18 protein-coding genes and 1 pseudogene are annotated in these 21781 nt (G+C 42.5%); 15 read left to right on the forward strand and 4 right to left on the reverse strand.

The annotated features are described in order from the left end of the window. Positions 1-200 precede the first annotated feature (200 nt). The 14 genes and pseudogenes from H5202_RS01045 to H5202_RS01110 all read left to right on the forward strand — a co-directional run bounded on the left by H5202_RS01045 (position 201) and on the right by H5202_RS01110 (position 16161). A complete protein-coding gene (locus H5202_RS01045) occupies positions 201-1391 on the forward strand; it encodes a thiolase family protein (RefSeq protein WP_182770172.1) in 1191 nt (396 codons plus the stop codon). 163 nt (positions 1392-1554) lie between these two features. Further along, complete coding sequence (locus H5202_RS01050; RefSeq protein ID WP_182770174.1) at positions 1555-3048, forward strand: CoA-acylating methylmalonate-semialdehyde dehydrogenase; 1494 nt, start codon at positions 1555-1557, stop codon at positions 3046-3048. Positions 3049-3258: 210 nt separating this feature from the next. After that, positions 3259-4416 (forward strand): acyl-CoA dehydrogenase family protein, encoded by a 1158-nt coding sequence (locus H5202_RS01055; RefSeq protein WP_182770175.1) that lies wholly within the window; start codon positions 3259-3261, stop codon positions 4414-4416. A gap of 50 nt (positions 4417-4466) precedes the next feature. Further along, positions 4467-5246, forward strand: coding sequence for an enoyl-CoA hydratase (locus tag H5202_RS01060; RefSeq protein WP_182770177.1), 780 nt, complete (start codon positions 4467-4469; stop codon positions 5244-5246). Further along, complete coding sequence (locus tag H5202_RS01065) at positions 5246-6364, forward strand: enoyl-CoA hydratase/isomerase family protein (RefSeq protein ID WP_182770178.1); 1119 nt, start codon at positions 5246-5248, stop codon at positions 6362-6364. The genes H5202_RS01060 and H5202_RS01065 overlap by 1 nt, the downstream gene beginning before the upstream one ends. 14 nt (positions 6365-6378) lie before the next feature. After that, positions 6379-7278 (forward strand): 3-hydroxyisobutyrate dehydrogenase, encoded by a 900-nt coding sequence (gene mmsB, locus H5202_RS01070; protein ID WP_182770180.1) that lies wholly within the window; start codon positions 6379-6381, stop codon positions 7276-7278. A gap of 12 nt (positions 7279-7290) precedes the next feature. Continuing rightward, a complete protein-coding gene (locus tag H5202_RS01075) occupies positions 7291-8049 on the forward strand; it encodes an SDR family oxidoreductase (protein ID WP_182770182.1) in 759 nt (252 codons plus the stop codon). Positions 8050-8250: 201 nt separating this feature from the next. Beyond that, positions 8251-8457, forward strand: a complete 207-nt coding sequence (locus H5202_RS01080; RefSeq protein ID WP_101087206.1) for a hypothetical protein — start codon at positions 8251-8253, stop codon at positions 8455-8457. A 7-nt stretch (positions 8458-8464) separates the two neighbouring features. Further along, complete coding sequence (locus H5202_RS01085; RefSeq protein ID WP_182770184.1) at positions 8465-9421, forward strand: DMT family transporter; 957 nt, start codon at positions 8465-8467, stop codon at positions 9419-9421. Positions 9422-9522: 101 nt separating this feature from the next. Beyond that, a pseudogene (locus tag H5202_RS01090) lies at positions 9523-10443 on the forward strand (M14 family metallopeptidase). Between the two features lie 458 nt (positions 10444-10901). Continuing rightward, positions 10902-12494, forward strand: a complete 1593-nt coding sequence (locus H5202_RS01095; protein ID WP_182770185.1) for an ABC-F family ATPase — start codon at positions 10902-10904, stop codon at positions 12492-12494. A gap of 161 nt (positions 12495-12655) precedes the next feature. Continuing rightward, positions 12656-13021 (forward strand): hypothetical protein, encoded by a 366-nt coding sequence (locus H5202_RS01100; protein WP_182770187.1) that lies wholly within the window; start codon positions 12656-12658, stop codon positions 13019-13021. 27 nt (positions 13022-13048) lie between these two features. Then, positions 13049-13855, forward strand: coding sequence for an alpha/beta fold hydrolase (locus H5202_RS01105; protein ID WP_182770189.1), 807 nt, complete (start codon positions 13049-13051; stop codon positions 13853-13855). A gap of 299 nt (positions 13856-14154) precedes the next feature. Beyond that, positions 14155-16161, forward strand: a complete 2007-nt coding sequence (locus tag H5202_RS01110) for a methyl-accepting chemotaxis protein (RefSeq protein WP_182770190.1) — start codon at positions 14155-14157, stop codon at positions 16159-16161. Positions 16162-16524: 363 nt separating this feature from the next. On the opposite strand, the gene H5202_RS01115 is transcribed toward H5202_RS01110, so the two are convergent. The 4 genes from H5202_RS01115 to H5202_RS01130 all read right to left on the reverse strand — a co-directional run bounded on the left by H5202_RS01115 (position 16525) and on the right by H5202_RS01130 (position 19304). After that, positions 16525-17067, reverse strand: a complete 543-nt coding sequence (locus H5202_RS01115) for a DUF1415 domain-containing protein (protein WP_182770192.1) — start codon at positions 17065-17067, stop codon at positions 16525-16527. Between the two features lie 30 nt (positions 17068-17097). Next, positions 17098-17703, reverse strand: a complete 606-nt coding sequence (locus tag H5202_RS01120; RefSeq protein WP_182770194.1) for a LysE family translocator — start codon at positions 17701-17703, stop codon at positions 17098-17100. A 183-nt stretch (positions 17704-17886) separates the two neighbouring features. Next, positions 17887-18705, reverse strand: coding sequence for a DUF2797 domain-containing protein (locus H5202_RS01125; protein ID WP_182770196.1), 819 nt, complete (start codon positions 18703-18705; stop codon positions 17887-17889). Positions 18706-18797: 92 nt separating this feature from the next. Continuing rightward, positions 18798-19304: a glycine cleavage system protein R gene (locus H5202_RS01130; RefSeq protein ID WP_182770198.1), complete on the reverse strand. Its 507-nt coding sequence runs from the start codon at positions 19302-19304 to the stop codon at positions 18798-18800. A 196-nt stretch (positions 19305-19500) separates the two neighbouring features. Between H5202_RS01130 and H5202_RS01135 the strand changes: the two genes are divergently transcribed. After that, complete coding sequence (locus H5202_RS01135; protein ID WP_182770200.1) at positions 19501-21756, forward strand: ABC transporter permease subunit; 2256 nt, start codon at positions 19501-19503, stop codon at positions 21754-21756. Positions 21757-21781: the final 25 nt, after the last annotated feature.

A 21781-nucleotide genomic window follows, 5' to 3' on the forward strand; every position in this document is an offset into this window, starting at 1 on the left:
ATATTGATATATATCATAAAAACAATATCTTATATCAAATTTAAACGTGACATTCTTAAACTGTAAATCTTCACTGACAATTCCAATCAATTAACATCAGCATTTAGACCATTTTTTACTTGCTTTACGTTCGCGTCAACGTCAAAGTGATATCCATATTGTTGATGTTAATTTTTTAAGCGCAGTAAATTGGAGTGGTTATGAGTACAGAGCAAACAGGTCAAGATATCGTTATTGTTGCCGCGAAACGTACACCAATGGGTGGGTTTCAAGGAGCATTGTCTGAGGTAGCTTCTCCAGTATTAGCAGCCACCGCTATCAAAGGTCTTATCGCCCAAACGGGGATCAGTGTAGATGCTGTTGACGAAGTATTGATGGGTTGTGTATTGCCTGCCGGTTTAGGCCAAGCGCCTGCTCGCCAAGCCACCTTAGGTGCAGGTTTACCGTTGAGCGTTGGCGCAACAACAGTCAATAAAGTTTGTGGTTCTGGTATGAAAACCGTCATGTTAGCCCACGATTTAATTAAAGCGGGTAGCAGTCAAGTTGTGGTTGCGGGTGGCATGGAAAGCATGAGCCAAGCACCATACTTACTCGATAAAGCACGTAGCGGTATGCGCATGGGCCACGGCAAAGTCATGGACCACATGTTTTTAGACGGCCTTGAAGATGCTTACACTGGTGGTGCAATGGGTTCATTTGCCCAGAAAACCGCTGATGACTTTGGCTTAACTCGTGAGCAAATGGATGCATTTGCATTAGGTTCGCTCGAAAAAGCCAATGTAGCGATTAACTCTGGCGCATTTAAAGATGAAGTAGTGCCTGTAACCATCAGCACACGTCGTGGTGATGTGACTGTTGAGATAGACGAGCAGCCTGGTAACGCCCGCCCTGAAAAAATCCCGACATTACGTCCTGCATTTACCAAAGACGGCACAATTACAGCTGCCAACTCAAGTTCAATATCAGACGGCGCAGCAGCGTTAATGCTAATGACACGCGAAAAAGCACAGCAATTGGGCTTAAGCGTATTAGCGACCATTAAAGGTCATACTACCCATTCACAAGAACCGTCAATGTTCACCACCGCACCTGTTGGCGCGATGCAAAAACTGTTCGATAAAGTGCAGTGGAACAAAGATGACGTCGATTTATACGAAATCAACGAAGCGTTTGCCATGGTCACTATGTTAGCTATTTCTGAGTTGAACTTAGATGCCAGCAAGGTCAACGTTAATGGCGGCGCATGTGCAATGGGACACCCAATTGGTTGTTCTGGAGCGCGTTTGTTAGTCACATTGATTTATGCCCTAAAAGCACGCGGCCTTAAGCGCGGCGTGGCATCGTTATGTATTGGTGGCGGCGAAGCCACAGCAATGGCGATTGAAGTGTAAATAGACAATACAAGTTAAGTTCGACAAGACCACCGCACAGGTAGATGTACACGCAGCCACTTTAGTGAGACTGACAAACACAACAAATCGCGTCACCTGTGCAGTAACTCAATACGAGTGATGTTATTCACTCATAAGATATTCAAGGATCGAGGAAAACAACATGATCACACAAGTTAAACATTATATTGATGGCGAATTCACTTATGGCAGCGGCGATCGCAATATTGATGTGACTAACCCAGCTAATAATAGCGTTATTGCCAAAATTAACTGTGCTACTACTGCCGAAGTAGAGCAGGCCATTCACAGTGCCAAAGAAGCGTTTAAAACCTGGAAAGAAGTCCCAGTGTCTGAACGTGCGCGCGTCATGTTGCGTTACCAACATTTGCTCAAAGAGCATCACGATGAACTGGCAACTATTTTAGCTCACGAGACGGGTAAAACTTTTGAAGATGCTAAAGGTGATGTATGGCGCGGCATTGAAGTTGCTGAACATGCTTGTGGTGTTGCCTCGTTAATGATGGGCGAAACCGTTGAAAACGTCGCTCGTAATATTGATACCTATAGCTACACTCAACCATTAGGTGTGTGTGCCGGTATTACTCCATTCAACTTCCCAGCAATGATCCCGCTATGGATGTTCCCGTTATCGATTGCTTGCGGTAACACGTTTATTTTAAAGCCGTCAGAACAAGATCCTATGACGCCACAGCGTTTAGTGGAGTTATTTGTTGAAGCAGGCGCGCCAAAAGGCGTGTTGCAACTTATTCATGGCGACAAAACAGCAGTAGACATTTTGCTAAGAGACCCAGCCATTAAAGCGATTTCGTTTGTAGGCTCTGTGGGTGTTGGCCAATACATTTATAAAACCGGTACCGACAACCTAAAACGTGTGCAAGCGTTTGCAGGTGCTAAAAACCATTGCGTTATCATGCCTGATGCGAACAAGCAGCAAGTGATCAATAACATGGTTGGTGCCTCTGTTGGAGCCGCTGGTCAACGTTGTATGGCGATTTCAGTCGCGATTTTTGTCGGTAAAGCCAAAGAGTGGATCCCTGAACTAAAAGACGCGTTAGCTAAAGTTCGTCCTGGTTTATGGGATGACAAAGAAGCTGCTTACGGTCCAGTTATCAGTCCAGCAGCAAAAGAGCGTGTACTAAAACTGATTGCTCAAGGTAAAGCTGAAGGTGCTGATTGCTTACTCGATGGAACCGATTTTACCGTTGCAGGTTACGAGTCGGGTAACTGGGTTGGCCCAACCATGTTTACCAATGTCACCACCGACATGAGCATTTACAAAGAAGAGATTTTTGGTCCGGTACTGTGTTGTATGGAAGCGGATAACTTAGATGATGCTATCGAATTAGTGAACAACAGCCCATACGGCAACGGCACTTCAATCTTTACTGCATCAGGCGGCGCAGCGCGTAAATATCAACATGAAATTGAAGTAGGCCAAGTGGGTATTAACGTGCCAATTCCTGTGCCATTACCTTTCTTCTCATTCACTGGTTGGAAAGGCAGTTTTTATGGCGACCAACATGCCTATGGTAAGCAAGCTGTGCGTTTCTGCACCGAGACTAAAACCATCACCACCCGTTGGTTTGACTCTGAAGCGGTAAGCGGCCCTAACATGAGCATTGATCTTAAATAAGCTCAGTACAAGTTAGTCTCCATACGCCGTGATAGTTTATTGATTTATCACGGCAATATTTATCTGCTTACACAACAACACAAATTTGACCCGCACCATTGGATGTCGCAACGCCGGACATAATAATCTAATGGCTAAGCAACTTAAGCTGCAGGCGGGCAAAACATCAAATGACCCAAGAGTCATCCAAGACAATAAAAGGACTCCAGCATGGATTTTAATTTAAACGAAGATCAGCGTCAGTTTGCTGATTTAGCCCGTCAATTCGCCACCGAAGAATTAGCGCCATTCGCCGCCAAGTGGGACGAAGAACATCATTTTCCTAAAGACGTTATTCAAAAAGCCGGTGAACTGGGTTTCTGTTCTTTGTACTCGCCAGAATCAGAAGGCGGCATGGGCTTGTCTCGGTTAGATTCCTCGATTATTTTTGAAGAATTAGCCCATGGTTGTACAGCCACCACAGCAATGTTAACGATTCATAATATGGCAACCTGGATGGTGACTACGTGGGGGACAGAAACCTTACGTAAACAGTGGTCAGAAGGCCTAACCACCGGACAGTTATTGGCATCTTATTGCTTAACTGAGCCTGGTGCAGGCAGTGATGCTGCGTCACTGCAAACTAAAGCCGTGCGTGATGGTGATGATTACCTGATCACAGGTTCAAAAATGTTTATCTCTGGTGCGGGTGAAACCGAGCTTTTAGTGGTGATGTGCCGCACAGGTGAAGCTGGCCCTAAAGGGATTTCAGCGATTGCCGTACCAGCAGATGCAGTAGGCGTAACTTACGGTAAAGCTGAAGATAAAATGGGCTGGAACGCACAGCCAACAAGAATGATAAGTTTTGAAAACGTGCGCGTACCAGCTACCAATTTACTCGGCGAAGAAGGCCAAGGTTTTACCTTTGCCATGAAAGGCCTAGACGGCGGACGTATTAATATTGCTACCTGTTCAATAGGTACGGCGCAAGCTGCACTCACTCGTGCAACTCAATACATGAATGAGCGTAAGCAATTTGGTAAACCGCTAGCGGCATTCCAAGCATTGCAGTTCAAATTGGCCGACATGGCAACTGAACTAGTTGCAGCCCGTCAAATGGTGCGTTTAGCAGCCTTTAAATTAGACACTCAAGACCCAGAAGCCAGTGCTTATTGTGCCATGGCGAAACGCTTTGCTACCGATGTGGGTTTCCAAGTGTGTGACGGTGCGCTGCAAATTCACGGTGGATACGGTTATATCCGTGAATATCCGTTAGAACGTCATTTCAGAGATGTGCGCGTGCACCAGATTTTAGAAGGCACTAATGAAATTATGCGCCTGATTATTGCTCGTCGTTTGCTTGCTAGCGATGCTCATCCGATCCTGTAATTAGCAGATCCACTCGTGACTCACTAGCTCTAGCATAAGGACATAACATTATGACAGCACCTGCGATTCTTAAACATATAGTCGGCCACACGGCCATTTTGACCTTGAACAATCCGCCAGCAAACACTTGGACAGCAGACAGTTTACAAGTACTAAAACACACTGTGCTTGAACTGAATCAAAACAAAGAAGTTTATGCGCTTGTTATCACCGGTCAAGGTGACAAGTTTTTCTCAGCAGGTGCCGATTTGAATTTGTTTGCCGACGGCGATAAAGACAATGCAGCCTCCATGGCAAAACATTTCGGTGAAGCGTTCGAAGCCTTAAGTGCATTTAGAGGTGTATCGATTGCAGCCATTAATGGTTATGCCATGGGCGGCGGATTAGAAGTGGCATTAGCTTGTGATTTACGTATTGCAGAAACGCAAGCCCAATTGGCATTGCCAGAAGCCTCTGTGGGTTTATTGCCTTGTGCTGGTGGCACTCAAAACTTAACTGCATTAGTGGGTGAGGGGTGGGCTAAACGAATGATCTTATGTGGCGAGCGTATTGATGCCGCCAAGGCTGAAAAAATTGGCTTGGTTGAAGAAGTCGTTGAGGAAGGTAAAGCGCTGGATGCTGCAGTTGCATTGGCTGCTAAAGTGGGTAAACAATCTCCTAGCAGTGTTAGCGTTTGCAAAACCCTTATTCAAGCAGGACGAACTATGCCACGATCTCAAGCATTACCGCTTGAGCGCGAATTGTTTGTTGGCTTATTTGATACCGAAGATCAGGCTGAAGGTGTGAATGCCTTTTTACAAAAACGCGCCCCAAACTGGAAGAACTGCTAATGACTCAAGATGTAATATTTCAAACATTAGGCACGCTATCAGGTCAATCTATTGGCGTGGTAACCCTGAATATTGAAAAAGCGCTTAATGCATTAACTCTCGACATGGTTGCAGCAATGCAGGCACAACTCACCAAGTGGCAACAAGACGACAGTATTGCTTGTGTGATGCTTGATGGCGCCGGCGACAAAGCGTTTTGTGCTGGTGGTGATGTACGCGCCATTTACCATGCATCTGTTGCTAATCCTAACAACATGACTGCCGAAGCGTGTGAATTTTTTACCCAAGAATACCAACTCGATTACTTACTGCATAAATTCGGTAAACCCGTTTTGGTGTGGGGTGATGGTATTGTTATGGGCGGTGGACTCGGGCTAATGGCAGGTGGTAGCCATCGTGTTGTTACCGAGCGTAGCCGTATTGCAATGCCAGAGGTAACTATTGGTTTATACCCAGATGTTGGTGGTAGCTACTTTTTAAACCGTATGCCAGGTAAGACAGGATTGTTTTTAGGCTTAACCGCTTACAACATGAACTGCGCTGATGCACTGTATGTTGGTTTAGGAAATCACATTCTCAATAGCGATGAAAAAGAGCCACTATTCGATGCCATGGCTGAACTCGCTTGGAGTCGAGATAGTGAGCAAAATCATCAACTGCTGAGCGGATTGCTGAACAATATGAGTCAGCCACACTTAGATGAATTATCAATTAGCCCACTACAACAATTTCAAGCTCAAATCGATTTGTTGATGACGGGGGACATCCTTGATGTGCAGCATCAATTATCGACACTAAACACTGAGCTTGATTGGTTAAAACGAGCCCAAAAAACAGCATTAGCTGGCAGCCCTATTAGCTGGCATTTAATTTTTGCACAAGCTGCACTGGGTACTGAACTGACTTTAGCTGACTGCTTTAAGTGGGAGTTAGGTGTCAGCGTGAACTGTTGCTCTATGGGCGACTTTTGCGAAGGTGTGCGTGCATTACTGATTGATAAAGATCGCCAACCTAAATGGTTATTTGCAGATGTAGATGCAGTGGATGCAAATAAAGTGACCCAACTGCTTACCTCGCCTTGGGCTGAAGATAAACACCCATTAGCAGACTTTACTTAAAAAGGATTAACGACATGGCAACAGTAGCATTTATTGGTTTAGGGAATATGGGCGGCCCAATGGCGGCTAATTTAGTTAAAGCGGGTATGACCGTCACCGTGTTTGACTTAAATCCTGCCGCGGTCGAAGCGTTAACTGCACAAGGCGCGCTCAGCGCTAAAACCGCATGCGGCGCCGCGGCTGCAGCCGATTTTGTAATTACCATGCTGCCAGCAGGCAAGCATGTGCGCAGCTTATATTTAGGTGATGATAATAATAAAGGTTTGTTGGATGTCGTGTCTAAACAGGCATTATTGATAGATTGCTCAACCATAGATGCTGACAGTGCGCGTTTAGTGGGTGCAAAAGCCGCCGAAAAGGGCATTGAGTTTATGGACGCGCCAGTGTCTGGCGGTACAGCAGGCGCAGCAGCCGGTACCTTAACCTTTATTTGTGGTGGTAGTGATGCAGCCTATCAACAAGCTCAAACGGTATTAACCGTTATGGGCGGCAATATTTTTCACGCTGGTGCTGTAGGTGCGGGCCAAATTGCTAAAATTTGTAATAACATGCTGTTATCTGTGTTAATGGTCGGCACTAGCGAGTCATTACAATTAGGCTTAGATAATGGCTTAGATCCTAAAGTGTTGTCTGATATCATGAAAGTTAGCAGCGGTGGTAACTGGACGTTAGAGAAGTACAATCCATGCCCAGATGTGATGGAGAATGTGCCGTCGTCAAAAGATTACCAAGGCGGCTTTATGGTTGACTTGATGGTTAAAGATTTAGGCTTGTCGCAAGAAGCGGCAGTGGCCTCAAATTCAAGCACACCTATGGGTTCTCTGGCTCGCAGTTTATATGTTAATCATGCTCGCCAAGGCCATGGTCGTCGCGATTTTTCGAGTATTTTTGAACAATTTTCAAAGAAAAAATAAAGGATTCAGTTGATGGAATTAAAAGATAAGGTTGTCGTCATTACTGGCGGAGCAGGTGGGTTAGGTCTCGCTATGGCGCATGATTTGGCTGCCCAAGGTGCTAAATTGGCGCTTATCGATGTTGATCAGGCTAAACTTGAGCAAGCTTGTGCTGATTTAGGTTCTGTAACTGAAGTTCAAGGTTATGCCTTAGACATTACCAATGAAGAAGATGTGGTTTCTGGCTTTAAGTTTATCGTTGAAGATTTTGGTCAAGTGAATGTGTTAATTAACAATGCCGGCATTCTACGTGATGGGCTAATGATTAAAGCAAAAGATGGCGTCGTCACCGACCGCATGTCTTATCAGCAGTTTCAATCAGTCATCAACGTTAACTTAACCGGCACTTTTTTATGTGGCCGTGAAGCCGCCGCAGCGATGATTGAAACCAAGCAAGCAGGGGTGATTATCAATATCTCTAGCGTTGCTAAAGCCGGTAACATGGGACAATCTAATTACTCTGCGTCTAAAGCGGGCGTTGCTGCTATGTCGGTGGGTTGGGCAAAAGAGTTAGCGCGTCATAATATTCGCAGTGCCGCAGTTGCTCCTGGTGTTATTGCGACTGAAATGACAGCAGCGATGAAACCTGAAGCATTAGAGCGTTTAGAGAAAATGGTCCCAGTAGGGCGCTTAGGTCAACCTGAAGAAGTGGCTGCAACAGTGCGTTTTATTATTGAAAACGACTACGTTAATGGCCGTGTATTTGAAATTGATGGTGGTATTCGCTTATAAGCGAATGTATATCAATCGTACTTATTATTTGGATGTTCAGCGCAATATAACGCGTTGAGCACTTTCATATAATGAATGTGATTGGTATTCCCTGCATTCAGTTTGTTATGATGTTGTCACGCCGAGCTTATGCTCGGCGTGGCTTTTTTACTTTTAAGGATTAATGACGTGACGAAGTTAGAATACCTGCTTAAAAAAATCATGCTAATCGTAGGCATTCTGGGCGTGATTATTATCTATGGCGGTTTTTTGTATTTATTGTTTTCAGGTCGCTCGACTGCGGCGCTCCCGTGGTTTTTACTCATTTCACCGTGGATTTGTGTTTACTTTGGCTTAACCCACGTACAGCAAGTGGCTGTAATACAGTGGTTTACTCATAAATTTAGTTTCAAAAAATCGACTAAGTAGCTCTGTTATGTCTAGCTTATCCGCATTTTTATCAAGGTTTTCTATCGCTTTGTATACCTTAATTGCCTTGGTCGCCTTTGCTGCCAATTCAGTTTTGTGTCGTATGGCATTATCGACCCAACAAACTCCGGCACTCATTGATCCCAGTAGTTTTACTGCTATTCGTTTAGTCGCTGGTGCGTTGGTATTGTGGTTGTTAATGCTTTTGCGAAGTACTAAAACCACAGTGAGTAACTCTGCTAGCCGTGGCAGCATGTTTGCGGGTGGATTACTGTTTATCTACGCGGTGACTTTTTCATACGCCTATGTGCTACTTGATACCGCCACTGGTGCGTTGATTTTGTTTGCAGCGGTGCAAATTAGCATGATGTTAATCAGCTATTTTCAAGGCCAACGCTTAACCCTACTTGAATGGATTGGCGCATTATTGGCTTTTAGTGGTTTTGCTTATTTAGTGTTGCCCGGCGTGAGTGCGCCTTCGATGACCGGCTTAGTATTAATGGCGATTAGCGGCTGTGCTTGGGGTGGATATACTTTGCTTGGCAAAAAGTCAGTTAACCCATTATTTGATACAGGTTATAACTTTATTCGCAGTTTACCTCTGGTCGCGGTGATGATATTGGTGGTGTGGCTCTTACCTCAATTAACATCAGCGTCGCAATTAGTCTCAATACCACAAGCAACGGTATTGTCTGCCAAAGGAGTGTTGTTAGCCGTCTTATCAGGTGCAATTGCTTCGGGTATTGGTTATGCGTTGTGGTATCAAGCATTGCGTGGACTCACATCAACCCATGCCGCGGTTTTACAATTAACGGTACCTGTGATTGCCGCAGTGGGCGGTATTCTCTTTTTAGATGAAGTGATCAGTTTTCATCTTAGTGTATCAGCGGGCATTATTTTTGTTGGGATTGCATTGGTTATCTTTGCTAAATCCCATCCAGTTAGCCAGCGAAATGGTCAGTAAAACGGTATATAAGTAAACAAATAGTTGAGCAATAAACATCAGTTAAAATCAAGTGACTTACACATACATAACTCAATAAAATAAACGATTAACGAGGTTATATGAGCAATTCAACACCGTATCCAATTGGTACACCAGGTCAAAAATGGACCGACGCAGAAAAAGCACAATGGTTGGCACAAGTTGCCATAAAGCGCTCATATCAAGATGAAGTGGTGAGTAAACTGGCTCAGATTACTGGTCCGTTTGAACAAGTACAATACGGCGCATTATCTTATGATGCTGATAAGTATCCACTGTTTGCGTTCAAATCTCAGCAATGGGATAACAATAAAAAAACCATCCTCGTGACTGGTGGGGTACACGGTTATGAAACGAGCGGCGTACATGGCGCGATTCAGTTTTTAGCCACTAAAGCACAGGATTATACTCAGTATTTTAATGTGGCCATCGCGCCGTGTGTTAGCCCGTGGGGTTACGAGACCATTAACCGTTGGAACCCTAAAGCTATCGACCCTAATCGCTCTTTTTATGCTAATAGTCCTGCAGAAGAGTCTGCCGCGCTGATGGCTTTTGTGGCAAGTTTGGGAGATGTATATGCCCATTTTGATTTGCATTAAACGACTTAAACTGATGCGTTAGCGTTTAGACCTTTGCTATCTGCGCGTGATGGCGTTGAATACGATAAAGGTATTATTCCAGACGGTTTCTATTTAGTCGGCGACAGTGATAACCCAACGCCAGCCTTCCAAAAAGCAGTGATTGACTCTGTGGCTAAAGTGACTCATATCGCGCCTGACGATAATGGACAATTAATTGAAGTGCCGATAGAGCAATTTGGCGTCATTAATTACCCGGTTAAAAAACTCAGTTTATGTGCAGGTATTACTGACAATCACTTCAATACCACTACTGAGGTTTATCCAGACAGTCCACACGTGACCGCACAAGAATGTAACGATGCTCAAGTCGCTGCCATTACTGGTGGATTGGATTATATTATTGGTTATTTGAAGCTTTAAATAAGATGGGGGCAGATCGAGTGATGACAAGCCTAGGTATGGGTGAGGATTTCATCCAGCTAGATCGCTGCTTAGTGATAAAAGCGAATACAGTGGAGTAAGTGATATCAAGTACTTATCTAATATCACTACTTCAAAGATGAATTAAACGAAGATGATTGGCTATTTGATATTTCACCGTTCTCAGAGCATGAAGTATTCTAGTCTCTATGCTGTCGATGATTTTACTGTCATCGCAGAGTCGTTGTTGGCTTTTTTGTCGTCATCGATATAGGGCTAGTTTAGGTTGATAAATAGGCCAAAAATCCTTACACTATTGCGCTTCGTATTTACCTCGGCTCTGCCGTATCCAGTTTCAATATCATTTTTGCTTGCTTGAGTCATACAGACGTTAACTCGAACCAGTAGACTATAATTTGATATGAGCTTTAACACACAACACGATTTGGAATTTCATTTTGATTACAACAGCTAACATCACGATGCAGTTTGGCGCAAAGCCACTGTTTGAAAATCTTTCAGTCAAATTTGGTGGCGGAAATCGCTACGGTTTAATTGGCGCGAATGGTTGTGGTAAATCCACCTTTATGAAAATCCTTGCCGGTGATTTAGAGCCATCAAGCGGTAACGTCTCTATAGATGTTAACGAACGCATGGGTAAATTAAACCAAGACCAGTTTGCATACGAAGCCTTTTCTGTCGTAGACACTGTGATCATGGGCCACAGAGAGTTGTGGAAAGTAAAGCAAGAACGCGACCGTATTTATTCTTTACCTGAAATGAGTGAAGCAGACGGGATCAAAGTATCTGAGCTTGAGATGGCATTTGCTGAGATGGATGGATATACCTCTGAATCTCGTGCAGGCGATTTATTGTTAGGTGTTGGTATTGATATTGAACAACATTTTGGCTTAATGAGCGAAATTGCTCCTGGCTTTAAGCTACGTGTGTTATTGGCACAGGCATTATTCTCAGATCCAGATTTATTGTTACTTGACGAACCAACCAACAACTTGGACATCGATACTATTCGTTGGTTACAAGACATGTTGAACCAACGTAACAGCACCATGATCATTATTTCGCACGACCGTTACTTCTTGAACTCAGTGTGTACTCACATGGCTGACTTAGATTACGGTGAGTTACGTGTGTTCCCTGGTAACTACGACGAATACATGATGGCTGCACAGCAATCACGTGAACGTTTAATGAGTGATAACGCCAAGAAAAAAGCGCAAATTGCTGAGTTACAAACCTTCGTAGCACGTTTCTCGGCTAACGCATCTAAAGCAAAGCAAGCCACATCACGTGCTAAGCAAATTGATAAAATTAAGTTAGATGACATTAAAGCATCTAGCCGTGTGAATCCGTTTATCCGTTTTGAACAAGAAAAGAAATTGTTCCGTAATGCATTAGTGGTTGAAAACTTAGCTAAAGGCTACGACACACCATTATTCAGTAAACTTAACCTCATGGTCGAAGTGGGTGAACGTATAGCTATTTTGGGACAAAATGGTGTAGGTAAAACCACATTATTACGTACTTTAGTGCATGATATCCCGCAAGACGAAGGGACAATTAATTGGTCTGAAAATGCTAATATTGGTTATTATGCACAGGATCACGAAGCAGATTTTGCCAATGACATGACCTTGTTCGAATGGATGAGCCAATGGCGCAAAGAAAATGATGACGACCAGTCAGTTCGCGGTATTTTAGGCCGTATGTTGTTTGGAGCCGATGACATTAAAAAATCGGTTAAAGTGTTGTCTGGTGGTGAGAAAGGCCGTATGTATTTCGGTAAACTCATCATGCAAAAGCCGAACATTTTATTACTCGATGAGCCAACCAACCACATGGACATGGAATCAATTGAGTCATTAAACAATGCGCTTGAAAAATACGAAGGTACCTTAATGTTCGTATCGCACGACCGTGCATTCGTATCATCATTAGCTACGCGTATTCTTGAAGTTACCCCAACTGGAATTAATGATTTCAAAGGGTCTTACGACGAATTTTTAGCCAGTAAAGGTATCGAAGCTTAGTTTTCATTTATTGCAAATAGCTTTTATAGCCAAAATAACTGATTAACACCATTAGCCCTGAACAAATGTTCGGGGCTTTTTGTTTTTATTTATTTATTCGGCTAGGCCATATACTCTAGTGATATAAATCAATGACATTCTCCAGCACAGGCATCTACTTTATGAGCATAACCCTTGAGCAAGTCGCATCAACCTTGAATGATTTGAAATGTCGTACTAATTTTAATATTAAGAATGTCACCGAATACATGCTGCCAGAGTTAAAAGAGCCTGTTTATTTGCATGTAGAAGGCAAAACGCCATTACTGATCATCCGCCCTGCATTTGAAGTGTTTTCGACTGAACTGGCTACCATTGACGGCGTTCACGCTAAATATGATTACTATCATAATGCTCAAATGACCCGATTTCCAACTCGTCGCAACAAAGGCTTAAGTGAAATTCATTACGGTTTAGCATTCAGATTCGATTCCACAGATGCCATTAAATTATTTATAAATAGATTAATTGAAATAGTAAAAGGGTAAGAGACTTATTAGGGGGAGTTCAACATCATGACTGAGCAATTTAATATCAATCAGTTTAATTGTTCCATCAGCGGTAAAGGGCAAACTCTTATCTGGGCTCATGGCTCAACTGGCAGCATTCAAAGTGAAGATGCGATTGGTTTATATGCTTGGCATCGATTCCCTAAAAAATTACAGCTTATTCGCTATGATGCCGTCGGCCATGGCTTATCTTCTGCCGGTAAGTGCGTAGAAGACTATTTATGGCCAGAACTAGCCAATGACATGATCAATATAGCGACACATTTTAACGCCACGTCAGAGATTATTTTAGGCGGTCAATCAATGGGCAGTGCCACAAGCTTATATGCTGCGTTGAAGTATCCAGAAAAGGTAAAAGGATTGATCCTAATGAATCCACCAACCGCATGGCATACTCGTGCGGCGCAAGTGGATGATTATCATAAAATTGCTAAAGCAGCGCGCATTTTGGGTGGTAAAGGTTTAGCTAAAATAAACGCTAAACATTGGGATAAATTACTTCCAAGTTGGCTGATTAGTGGTCATGAACACAGCGTGTTAGGAATGCTCGATGGATTAAAGCTAATGACTCGTCAGACTCTTGACCGGTTGTTCCGCGCCGCCGCAATGAATGATTTACCAAACAAGCAGCAGCTTGCCGGATTGACAATACCAACCCTTATTTTAGCCTGGCACGGTGATAAAGCCCATCCCGTCGAAACGGCCATTGAATTGCATAAAGCATTACCCAATTCGATATTACATATTGCAGACTCCGTAGATGAGGTCAATGAATGGCCTGAATTGATCAGCGAGTTTTGCCTGCATTTATAAGTTGTTATTGATAGCACTAAAAAATAGTGTTTAGTTGGTTTATCACAGCAACCGTGCACGATAAATTTATTCACTGATTCTATGGTTCGACAATCTTGCAGGCGTTGCGTTAGCGCATCAGGAACAGGTATTAACTACTCAATTATATGTATTTAAAACGTTATTAAATTAAACAAAACTAAATTAGCTGTGAGCAAGATCAGAATTTGTTTTAAATAACTTACCCAAATCTATCAATGTAGTTTATTGTTTGGTATCGAAAAAATTCGTTTACCCAAAGAACTTTCAAAGGATGATGTATGAATTGGCAATGGATTGGCAGCCTCAATATTTCGCGTAAACTGGCTTTACTTGTAGTTCCTCCTTTACTAACCAGTATTTTATTCGGTGGTATGTATCTTAATAATGAGTACAAAACTCAGCATCAATTAGCACTGGTTATTGATTTAACCCAGGTTGCTATTATCAACAGTTCATTAGTGCATGAACTGCAAAAAGAACGTGGCATGAGTGCCGGTTTTCTCGGCTCTAAAGGACAAGCCTTTAAAGACAATTTATCAACTCAACGTGCTGAAACCGACATACAAATCCAACGTTTTAATCTTGCTGCTCAGCAAGACGATTTTCCGCAACAATTACAATCCACATATAATGAAGTTGCTTCAGCATTTAATCAGCTAAGCCAAATGCGTAATAATGTCACGGCTCTTAACATCAGTGTCGCGGAGCAAGTCAGTTATTACACCCGCATTAACACCCTATTATTATCTATGGTGGATAATGCAGCTAGTCAGAGTGTAGATAACCAAATAGGTATAACACTCAAAGCATTTGCGGCATTTTTACAATTAAAAGAACGCGCAGGAATAGAGCGAGCAGTACTCAGCACAACTTTTGGTCGCAGTGAATTCCCCCCTGGGTTATATCGAAAGTTTGTCACTCTGGTGGCGGAACAACAAACTTATGCCGAACGGTTTGTTGCCGCAGCCAGCCCAGACAATATTCGTATTTTTAAACAAGCCCAACAAGACAGTGCTATGGCAAATGTTAGTCAACTTCGTGAAATTGCTTTTGCACAAGACAGCGCTGCAATGGCGCAGCAAAGCCCTGAAGATTGGTTTAAAATCGCAACGGTACGTATTGAGCTATTAACTAAGCTTGAAAAACAATTCAGCCAAGATTTGTCGCAATTAAGCCAAGACAAATTGTCACAAGCAACTGAGCATATGTATCTCACAGGCGCGGTGTTATTGCTGGCTCTGATTTTTGTTATTGTGATGAGCATGGTTGTTTCTCGCTACTTACATCGTAGCTTGAGTGTGCTACACAAACAGGTGCTACATGCAGGTACTCAATTTGATTTAACTACTCGCTTAAGCCATCAGTCAGATGATGAGTTTGGTCAAATTTCGATAGCATTTAATCAGATGATGGCAGAATTTGAACACGTTATTACCCACGTACGTCGAAATGCATTGAGTTTGGTTCATGCAGTTGAACAAATGAATGGCTTTACTCGTTCAATGCAAGCCGATGTCGAACAAGGTTCGTCAGAAGCCGAACAAGTTGCATCTGCTATGACAGAAATGAGCGCAACCGTCCATGAAATTGCTGCCAATGCGGTACAGGTTTCAGAAGCATCAGCCAATGCAAACATCGAAGTACAGAGTGGTAACAATGACGTCAGTAAAACCAGCGATGCGATTCAATTGTTGGCCAAAGAAATAGCCAATGCCGCTGAAAGTATCGAACGTTTAGATAAAGATGTACAAGATATTGTGACCATTTTAGCGGTCATCAGCTCTATTGCTGACCAAACTAACTTACTCGCATTAAATGCGGCAATTGAAGCCGCTAGAGCGGGCGAGCAAGGAAGAGGTTTTGCTGTTGTTGCTGACGAAGTTCGTACCTTAGCTCAGCGCTCACAACGTTCAACAGAAGACATTAAAGCGATGACCGAGCGTCTTAAAGCGGGTGCGGCTATTGCGGTAAGCGCGATGCAACGAGGCCAAGTGCAAGCTCAGCAAAGTGTTGCAGAATCACAGCATGCAGGCAATGAGCTTAAATTGATTGCTCAACACGTTAGTGTGATTGACAGTATGAACCAACAAATAGCCGCCTCAACACATGAACAATCAGCGGTAGCAGAGGAAGTGAATCGTAATGCGATGAAAATAACCGATATCTATCATCACACGCAGGAGATATCACAACAGATTGCTTTGCTCAATGACAATCTATTAAGTGATGCCAGTGATATGTCACAACAAGTCAGTAAGTTCACCTTATCTACAACTACAAGCTAAAACGCTAAAACGGTAAAGCGATAACGAGCGAGAAAAGCGGTAACGGCGATGACAATCTACGCGAAGATGACAAGCGAAAACACAGCGAACGAGCCTAGATGCTAGAACGCTTGTCAACGCTCGTTATCGTTTTCATCACTTACTCGCTTAATCTGCTTTTATAGCCGCGCAGCGCCTAGCAGGACGAAGTCCGCTCTAGTCTCTAGGCTTGATATCGCTTGTCATCGCTCTTTATCGTTTTCATTACTTGCTCGCTTAATCTGCTCTTATAGCAGCGCAGCGTCTAGCAGGACGAAGTCCGCCCTAGTCTCTAGGCTGTTAATCGCTAGTCACCGCTCTTTATCGCCTGTGACCTTTCTCAACTCATTTAGTGCAATGTTGCAGTAATTGGACAAAAAACTCGCTTCCTTTACGTTCTGCAAAAGCAATATTTCGCTCAGGAATGGATTCTGGATCAGTATAGTTGGCTAATGCCATTTCCATGCTGGCTTCGCGGATAATATGCAGGCAAGGATAGGGGGAACGATTAGTAAAATTGGCCGCACTATCTTGTGGTTCACCTTCAAAACAATAGTCCGGATGAAAGGTCGCTAATTGATAAACACCCTCGTAGCCTTGCTCAATTAATTCATCGGTAGCGTAATCAACTAAATCTAAATAAGGGTAAAAACCTTCAAAACCTCGAGGCAAAATAAACAGCGTTGTTTCAGTGTCGGGATGACTATCTAAGTATTGGCACTCTTCAATTAACGCCTTTAACACAGACTTTGTTTTAGTTTCTTCAATGGCAACATAGCGAATACTCGCGCGTTCGACTTCTCGGCGTGCAAATGGGCAAATGTTGTATTTCATAATGACATCTTTTACCCAATTTTCGGTATGAGTAAGACATTCATGTTGTTCCATTGCTTAACCTTTTTAACGTTATTAAATTGATTATTGTGCTGTCGGCGGTAACATCATAGGAATGATCGAGGCGACTAATAATAACGCCATCGTGATATTAAAAATACGTTGCTGACGCTCATTTTTAAGCAAACGTTTTAGTGCCACGCCAAATCCTAGCCACACAATCGCACACGGAAATGCCACGCATAAAAATACGCTGGCAATGGTCACTACTTGGCTATTGATCTCTTGCTGTACCGAGGTAAATGTGGCGATAGCACCAACAGCCATAATCCAACCTTTCGGATTTACCCATTGAAATGCTGCCGCTTGTAAAAAGCTAAACGGTTTGCTTACTTTTTTACCTTCCATTTTACTGCTGCTATTGGCAATTAACCATGACAGGTAAAGTAGGTAACTGATACCAATAACTTTAATCACAATATGAATAAAAGGATAAGCTTGAAATATTGCGCTTAACCCAAGCCCGACCGCTAATATCATGGTCGGAAAACCCAAGCTAATGCCCATTAAGTGAGGAATGCTGCGCTTAATGCCAAAATTCACACCAGAAGTCATTAACATAATGTTATTAGGGCCTGGGGTAATTCCGGCGGAAAAAGCAAATAAAGCAATGGCGAATACTAACTCCATGAACAAATCTCTTTGGGTTATATTTTCTAGAAGCAGGATTTTAGGGGATTTTAGTCATTCACCATAATGATTTTTTTAGCGGTTGCTTAAATTATTCGTTTTATAGGTCAATACCTCACTCACTGTTGAGTTTCAATGCACTAGCTTCAGCAAATATATACACAACAGTGAATGAGTTGGCGGTTAATAACTAACGTCGACTTCGTAAGATGAGAATTTACGAATATTAATCACCCCAGTATCAAAAATAAGGTATTGACCTTTTATGCCTTGCAAAATACCAGTGACTTCAGCAATTTTATCAAAGTTGTGTGATTTAACTTTCACCGGAAACTGCGTAATTGGGTAGCTAATCGCTTGAATATTGGCATCAAGGCGTTCAATAACAATGTCTTGGTATTCGGCTGCAAGAGCTAGTAGTTTATCTTCAATTAACGGGATCAGTAGGGCTGCTTGTTCAACTAAATCGACATCATCGTTATGGCCTTTTAACATAGCTTGCCAATGAGTTTTGTCGTTAATGAATTTAGCTAATTCAATTTCGATTAAGCCTGACATTTTACGTGTCGATACTTTGAAAATAGGTAAGCCCTGAGTCGCACCCTGATCTATCCAACGGGTTGGAATTTGAGTATGGCGGGTAATGCCGACTTTAATGCCTGACGTATTCGATAAATAAACATAGTGGGGCACAAAGCAATTTGACATAGCCCATTCTGCTTCGCGGCAGGTACCTTTATCAAAATGGCATGTTTCTGGTTTCATTATACATAAGTCACAACTGGCCAGTTTAGACATGCAAACATAACAATGACCTTGAGAATAACTTTTCTTAGTCTTTTTACCGCAGTTGCTGCAAAAAATATTACCAGTGTGAGTCATGGTTAATGACTTACCAATAAGCGGGTTTAGTGCTAAACGCGCGTCACCAAGAGGTAAATGGTACTCCACCTCATGATTTTCATTAAGGTGGGTTTTGAGTTTTGAGAGCGTTCCAAACATGGTTAATCCATTTTATCATCATTATTTATGGCAGTTTAACAGATGATCAAAATGGATTTTAGGCTTAATTGGTTCTAAACGTTCAAACCAACTTATGCTGATTTGCTGAGTTTATCTAACACAACATCATCACCCATTTCATAAAGTGATGCAGTAATCAGATCTTCTTGGCTTGGGTCGCTTAAGCCTAATGTCATAGTCGCTTTAAATAATGCAATACCGGTGTGACTTGCTGTTTCGTATTGGCTACTAAATTGTTCGATATTTACACCGAGAACATTCATTTTATTAGAAATATGCAACACAATTCCGGGGCGGTCGTATGCAACTAAGTTGTAATGAAGGTGTTTAATGGGTTGAGCGCTTAAGGTGGTTTTAGCAAAGGTTAAAGTTAAGCCATCAATGCATTCTAAGGCATCAATTAACTCGTCCCATTTTTGTGCAGGCACTTCTAACTGTAATATTGCAGCGAAAACGCCGTCTATATGACGCATTTCCGAATCTAGCCAGTTGCCACCATGGCGACTTACAACATTGGCAATTTGTTCTACTAAGCCTTTTCTATCAGGTGCTTGAAGAGTAATAAGATAACGCATCATTCGATATTTCTCCGATAAATAATGTTTGTAACACAACTGTCATATTTACGTCATATAATCGCAGCCACTTAAGATTGTGTTATTATTTTACTGTGATTTACTTTCATATATTTAGTCATAAATATTTATTGTTAGCATAGTAGACTACACATTCAAAGCGCTAATTATGGCATCGATTAATTATTAGAGGTTCTTAATGGAAAGTCAGGTCAATCAACCTGGTTCTGCTGAAAAAAGTCTACTTGTTGATAGACATGCAACCCGCAGAGCATTTAAGGATAAAGCAGCAGAGATTGGTGTAACAGTTGGCGGCACATTGGTGTTTGTCACGCTGTTATTAATATTTTTCTACTTGCTATATGTCATCAAGCCAATTTTTGATGGGGCACATATAGAACCGGTTACCAGTGTCAGCTATCAGCATACTGATGCTAAAACCTTAACTGTTGGCAGTGATGAGCAAAACGAAGTGCTCTATCGAGTGACAGAATCGGGTGTGGTTGATTTTTATTCAGCCGTTAGCGGTCAATTAATTTCGTCTTTCAAACCAAAAATCCCTGAAGGTACAACGGTAACCAGCAGTGCTAAATCGAGCCCAAGCGAGCAACGTTTTGCATTAGGCCTGAGCAACGGTCAAGTGATTGTTGTCGGCATTGAGTTTGGATTAACCTACCCAGAAAATAAACGTGTCATTACACCGATGTTACGTTATCCGATGGGTGAAACGCCATTGACGATTAATCGCGATGGTGCTGTTTATAATTTGGTGTTTGATTTTAGCGACAGCCGCATGAGCTTTGCATACCAAGACGCCAATGGTGCTTGGAAGCTTAATCGCCAAGAAGGCGAAGAAAACATGATGACTGAAGAGGTTGAATGGTCATCAGTTGAAGTGTTTATTGAAGATGCGCCTAGTAATGTTATATCAGCGATAATGACCCCTGATCACCGTCAGCTAATTTTGAGTGCGAATAATAAACTGTTTATTTATAACACTCGCGATGCCGACTCTATTGAGTTACTTCAAGTTGTCGATGTTCAAAAGGTAAATGCTGAAGTTAAGCAAGTGAATTTACTTGCTGGTGCCAGCTCTATTTTGGTGAGTTATGACAGCGGTATTGTGAGTCAGTACTTCCAAGTGAATAGCGAAAAAGGTCGTTTATACCAGCAAATTCGTGAGTTTGAAGATCTTGCTCCTGTCAGTGTAATGGCAACAGAGTTTTATCGTAAAAGCTTTGCCGTGTTGAGTGAAGAAGGTGAGTTAACACTGCTTTATACAACCAGTGAACGTCAGTTATTCGACGAAAAGTTTCAGTTAACCAATCCGGGTAAAATGGGCTTTAGCCCGCGCTCAAATGCCTTGGTGATTGAAGCCGATAACAAACTTAACCTTTTCTCTGTTGAAAATGATCATCCAGAAATATCGTGGAGCGCGTTGTGGGAAAAAGTGTGGTACGAAGGTTACCCTGAACCACAATATGTGTGGCAGTCCACTTCTGGTTCTGACGACTTTGAAGCTAAATTGAGCTTAATGCCACTGGCATTTGGTACCATGAAAGCGGCATTTTACGCCATGCTATTTGCTGCGCCATTAGCAATTGCAGGGGCGATTTATACTGCTTACTTCATGACACCTAAAGTGCGCAATGTAGTAAAGCCTACCATTGAAATCATGGAAGCATTACCGACGGTTATTTTGGGTTTCTTGGCTGGTTTATGGTTAGCGCCACTGATTGAAGATCATTTGCCCGGCATTGTGGTGTTGTTGATGTTATTGCCCACATCAATACTTGCTACTGCATTTGCCTGGAGTAAATTGCCAGAAAAATGGAAGCAACGCTTACCAGAAACTTATCAAGAACTAATGCTATTGCCAGTGATTATATTTATAGGTTGGTTCTCCTTTGAGATAAGCCCAATAATTGAAGTGGCGTTATTTGACGGTAATACTCGTCAATTTATTACCAATGATTTAGGTATCACATTCGACCAACGTAATGCGCTGGTTGTGGGTATTGCCATGGGATTTGCGGTAATTCCAACGATATTTTCGATTGCTGAAGATGCCATTTTCTCTGTGCCACGTCATTTATCAAACGGCAGTTTGGCACTGGGTGCAACAAACTGGCAAACCCTGACCAAGGTGGTATTACTTACCGCCAGTCCGGGTATATTCTCGGCCATCATGATGGGCTTAGGCCGTGCAGTGGGTGAAACCATGATTGTGTTAATGGCAACCGGTAATACTGCAATCCTTGAGTGGAGTGTATTTGAAGGTATGCGTACCTTAGCGGCAAACATTGCTGTAGAAATGCCTGAGTCGGCCATTGGCAGTACGCATTATCGCGTATTGTTCTTAGCTGCCTTTGTATTGTTCGTATTCACCTTCTTCTTTAATACCATTGCTGAAGTTGTTCGCCAACGTTTACGCGAACGTTATAGCTCACTGTAAGGAAAGATGATGACTCAATTAATGA

Source organism: Shewanella sp. SG41-4, assembly GCF_014164505.1.
Classification (GTDB): Bacteria; Pseudomonadota; Gammaproteobacteria; order Enterobacterales; family Shewanellaceae; genus Shewanella.

Excerpts from the sequence above, each read along its gene's own strand:
- H5202_RS01045 (WP_182770172.1), top strand. The coding sequence starts at position 201 with ATGAGTACAGAGCAAACAGGTCAAGATATCGTTATTGTTGCCGCGAAA.
- H5202_RS01050 (WP_182770174.1), top strand. The coding sequence starts at position 1,555 with ATGATCACACAAGTTAAACATTATATTGATGGCGAATTCACTTATGGC.
- H5202_RS01055 (WP_182770175.1), top strand. The coding sequence starts at position 3,259 with ATGGATTTTAATTTAAACGAAGATCAGCGTCAGTTTGCTGATTTAGCC.
- H5202_RS01060 (WP_182770177.1), top strand. The coding sequence starts at position 4,467 with ATGACAGCACCTGCGATTCTTAAACATATAGTCGGCCACACGGCCATT.
- H5202_RS01065 (WP_182770178.1), top strand. The coding sequence starts at position 5,246 with ATGACTCAAGATGTAATATTTCAAACATTAGGCACGCTATCAGGTCAA.
- mmsB (WP_182770180.1), top strand. The coding sequence starts at position 6,379 with ATGGCAACAGTAGCATTTATTGGTTTAGGGAATATGGGCGGCCCAATG.
- H5202_RS01075 (WP_182770182.1), top strand. The coding sequence starts at position 7,291 with ATGGAATTAAAAGATAAGGTTGTCGTCATTACTGGCGGAGCAGGTGGG.
- H5202_RS01080 (WP_101087206.1), top strand. The coding sequence starts at position 8,251 with ATGCTAATCGTAGGCATTCTGGGCGTGATTATTATCTATGGCGGTTTT.
- H5202_RS01085 (WP_182770184.1), top strand. The coding sequence starts at position 8,465 with ATGTCTAGCTTATCCGCATTTTTATCAAGGTTTTCTATCGCTTTGTAT.
- H5202_RS01100 (WP_182770187.1), top strand. The coding sequence starts at position 12,656 with ATGAGCATAACCCTTGAGCAAGTCGCATCAACCTTGAATGATTTGAAA.
- H5202_RS01105 (WP_182770189.1), top strand. The coding sequence starts at position 13,049 with ATGACTGAGCAATTTAATATCAATCAGTTTAATTGTTCCATCAGCGGT.
- H5202_RS01110 (WP_182770190.1), top strand. The coding sequence starts at position 14,155 with ATGAATTGGCAATGGATTGGCAGCCTCAATATTTCGCGTAAACTGGCT.
- H5202_RS01115 (WP_182770192.1), bottom strand. The coding sequence starts at position 17,067 with ATGGAACAACATGAATGTCTTACTCATACCGAAAATTGGGTAAAAGAT.
- H5202_RS01120 (WP_182770194.1), bottom strand. The coding sequence starts at position 17,703 with ATGGAGTTAGTATTCGCCATTGCTTTATTTGCTTTTTCCGCCGGAATT.
- H5202_RS01125 (WP_182770196.1), bottom strand. The coding sequence starts at position 18,705 with ATGTTTGGAACGCTCTCAAAACTCAAAACCCACCTTAATGAAAATCAT.
- H5202_RS01130 (WP_182770198.1), bottom strand. The coding sequence starts at position 19,304 with ATGATGCGTTATCTTATTACTCTTCAAGCACCTGATAGAAAAGGCTTA.
- H5202_RS01135 (WP_182770200.1), top strand. The coding sequence starts at position 19,501 with ATGGAAAGTCAGGTCAATCAACCTGGTTCTGCTGAAAAAAGTCTACTT.